Annotated in this window: 2 protein-coding genes, 1 tRNA gene and 1 pseudogene; 2 read left to right on the forward strand and 2 right to left on the reverse strand. The window is 56.7% G+C overall.

Features of this window, described 5'->3' with window-relative positions; translation table 11 throughout:
* Window positions 1-98: 98 nt before the first annotated feature.
* Window positions 99-452 (forward strand): hypothetical protein, encoded by a 354-nt coding sequence (locus tag B5483_RS23055; protein ID WP_139384143.1) that lies wholly within the window; start codon window positions 99-101, stop codon window positions 450-452.
* Window positions 453-475: 23 nt separating this feature from the next.
* Here the strand turns inward: B5483_RS23055 and B5483_RS22665 are convergent, their stop codons facing one another.
* Complete coding sequence (locus tag B5483_RS22665; protein ID WP_079732149.1) at window positions 476-1,807, reverse strand: hypothetical protein; 1,332 nt, start codon at window positions 1,805-1,807, stop codon at window positions 476-478.
* A gap of 151 nt (window positions 1,808-1,958) precedes the next feature.
* On the opposite strand from B5483_RS22665, the pseudogene B5483_RS23630 reads away from it, so the two are divergent.
* Window positions 1,959-2,435, forward strand: a pseudogene (locus B5483_RS23630) (IS21 family transposase); the annotation flags it as partial.
* A gap of 237 nt (window positions 2,436-2,672) precedes the next feature.
* Here B5483_RS23630 and B5483_RS22675 read toward each other — a convergent pair.
* Window positions 2,673-2,749 (reverse strand) — tRNA-Met (locus tag B5483_RS22675).
* Window positions 2,750-2,767 lie beyond the last annotated feature (18 nt).

Consider the following 2,767-nt stretch of genomic DNA (forward strand, 5'->3'; position numbering starts at 1 on the left):
CATCGCAAGCCTCCATGTGCTTGCAACATCGAATCAGATTTTCACCTTCTTGGGAATCCCTGGCGTGAGTCAGCCTCAGCGCTCCTTGGTATTACGAATTGATCGACACGCCGTCTCGACAACATTTTCTATCAGACAGTCCGTATTTACTGGCCGACAAAATTGTCCCGCGACGCGATTATGGTTATATCGCCAGCTACCCCGGCCCTTCCGGCAACCAGATTCTGATCCTGTCAGGAACAGGCGATGCCGGCGCTGCGCAGATGGCAAATGTCGTCATGGACGCAAAGATGGTGCAACAGTTACGCCAGCGCGTCGGTGGAAACCTCCGCTCTTTTGAAGCCCTCTATCACGTCCGCACGATGTTCAATCGCAGCTATGGCAGCACATTGCTAATCGCCAGGCCTATTAATGCCGAACGCATCTGGGACAAAACGCGGCACAGCGAATAGAACGGACGCCCTTCAAGAAGGTGCTACACCTTGCTGGCTTCCAATACCCGCGCAATCAACAGGCGGGTGTCGAATATCAGTCCGCCGGAAGTGCGCACCTGATAAAGCGCCTCGAATGCTTTGGCATCACCGATCTGCCGCGACAAGATGCCGAGTTGCCGTTTGTCGCCCACCAGTTTGACCATTTGGGCGAGTGCCGCATCCTCCATACCTGAGATAACAATTATCTGATTGCCCGAGGGGCCGGGATAGCTGGCTATATATCCGTAATCATAGCCATAAGGGTCAGCGGCCACATCATCTCGGCCAATTTGATTTTCGGCGGCCGCACGAACCCTGAAAGTCCTGCCGGAAGGCAGATCCCTCAGTTCATTCGGATCGGGGCCGGGAGCGAAGTGAGACTGCCCAAGCGCAGGAGAACGCAACATCCCGAGCTCCGAGAAACGATCAATATAGATGATGTTGTTTGAATCGATGGTTTCTTGTGAAATTTGCGAAACCGGAATGATGTCGGCCATCGCATGATCGGGACGGACAGATGCCACTATTGGCAAAATCTCCGCAGCGCCCATTGCGACCGTTGCCGGAAGGCGATGGATATCACGATCACGCAACTTACTGTATTGATCGGGATGCATCCTCAGATATTTGTCCAGATCACGCCCAGAACGGATTGCCGGCCGCATCGCAAGGCGCTGAATTTTGCCGTCCGATCCACTTTCCACGACCATATAGAAATCACCGGCAGCGATCAGTGGCAGTCGTTCGTGTGCTGCGATAGGTTTCCAGAACGACGTCTGCCTGAGGGTGGACGTAACGGAATCTTGGCTCCTGGCGGAGAATAGAAGCATCCCCCAAAAGATCGCAGTCGCTGCAAAACAAATCGCGATAACCGTCCAGGTTCGTTTTTGCCCACTTGGCTTGCTGTGCACCTCAATGAGGATGGCGTCGTCGTCAGCACTTTCCGCCTCCTCGGTCAGCAGGAGGCGATAGTCCCCCTTGGGAATTTGCAGTAGTTTTCCGCTCTTGCCATAGTTGAAACTTTCCAACTGGCGACGAAGACGGTGGATGTGCACTCGCACCGTCGAGTCTTGAGAAGTATCGAACTGGGCGCTTTTGCCAAACACCGTCATCGCTATTTCGATCTCTTTGGGCGCGCGCGGATCCCCGGATCGCGCAACCAGATAATCAAAAAGATGTACAAGTGTCTTGGACCGATTCTCGCTTACCAGCACGTCTCGAAATTGTGCTGCCTGATTAGCGAAGAACCGGTTGGTCTCATTATCATCCGGACTGACTGGATCGATTGTCTTCAAATGCCTAGCTACTTCCAGTAGAATGTGCCGGTTGACCATGAACGGGTACCAAACGGCTCTCCGATGCTCAAGCGCATTCCTCTGACTGAATAATCTGAAGCGCCCCCGCTATCTTGTATCATACGAACTGACATACTGCCCCCTCGGGTCTGACGACAGGCGATCAGAGTTTCCCGCACAACTGAGTCCGATGCAGGCAGAGGAGGTGGCCGCAATGATGCGGCTGCATGAACTGGTCTGGTGAGCCAAGCGGCTTTCGAAGGAGTTTGGCTGCGCGCGCAATACGGTTCGCCGTAATCTTCGTGCGGGCGGCGCCCCCCTGCAACGAGCCCACACGCAAGCCAGCTTTCGACGCGCTCAATGACTGGCTACCCGAGCGTTTCTTCCGGCATGGCGGTATTGCCGACGTCGGAAGCCTATCCGCCCCTTGCTTCGCGAGCGCAAGATCGACGGGCTTGGAGGCATGGAAGGGTCTTTCCTTGCTTCGTGGGCGTGCCTACCGAGGTCCTGCCGATAATGCCAGGACGTTGGTTTCGAGCGTCATGATGCCGCGACGCATGAGGTCCGCTTCAACGGCCGGCTTCCCGCCTTTCCCCGGTATTGGGGTTTCAAGCCCCGCGCATGCGCTCCTTATCGGGCTTGCACCAAAGGGAAGGATGAAAGCGGCCAGCAAACCAGATTGAGCGCAAGCCGCGACACGCCCCGAACCGCCAGGGCGATGCTTCGAAGAGCACGATCCGACCGCTGATCGAGGCGGCGGTGGTCCATGGCGGTGATAGCCGCGGTGGCAAGCACCGGCGTTTCGAACTGCGCGGCGGCGGCGGCGGTTGGGGGATCGGGGGGATCGGGCTTTGAACGACGAAGCCCCCGGCGCGCGGGCGCTGGGGGCTTGAGTCGTACATGGTGGTTGCGGGGGTAGGATTTGAACCTACGACCTTCAGGTTATGAGCCTGACGAGCTACCGGGCTGCTCCACCCCGCGTCACCAAGGATGCGTTCA

It is taken from the genome of Novosphingobium mathurense (assembly GCF_900168325.1).
Classification (GTDB): domain Bacteria; phylum Pseudomonadota; class Alphaproteobacteria; order Sphingomonadales; family Sphingomonadaceae; genus Novosphingobium; species Novosphingobium mathurense.

Excerpts from the sequence above, each read along its gene's own strand:
- B5483_RS22665 (WP_079732149.1), bottom strand. The coding sequence starts at position 1,807 with ATGGTCAACCGGCACATTCTACTGGAAGTAGCTAGGCATTTGAAGACA.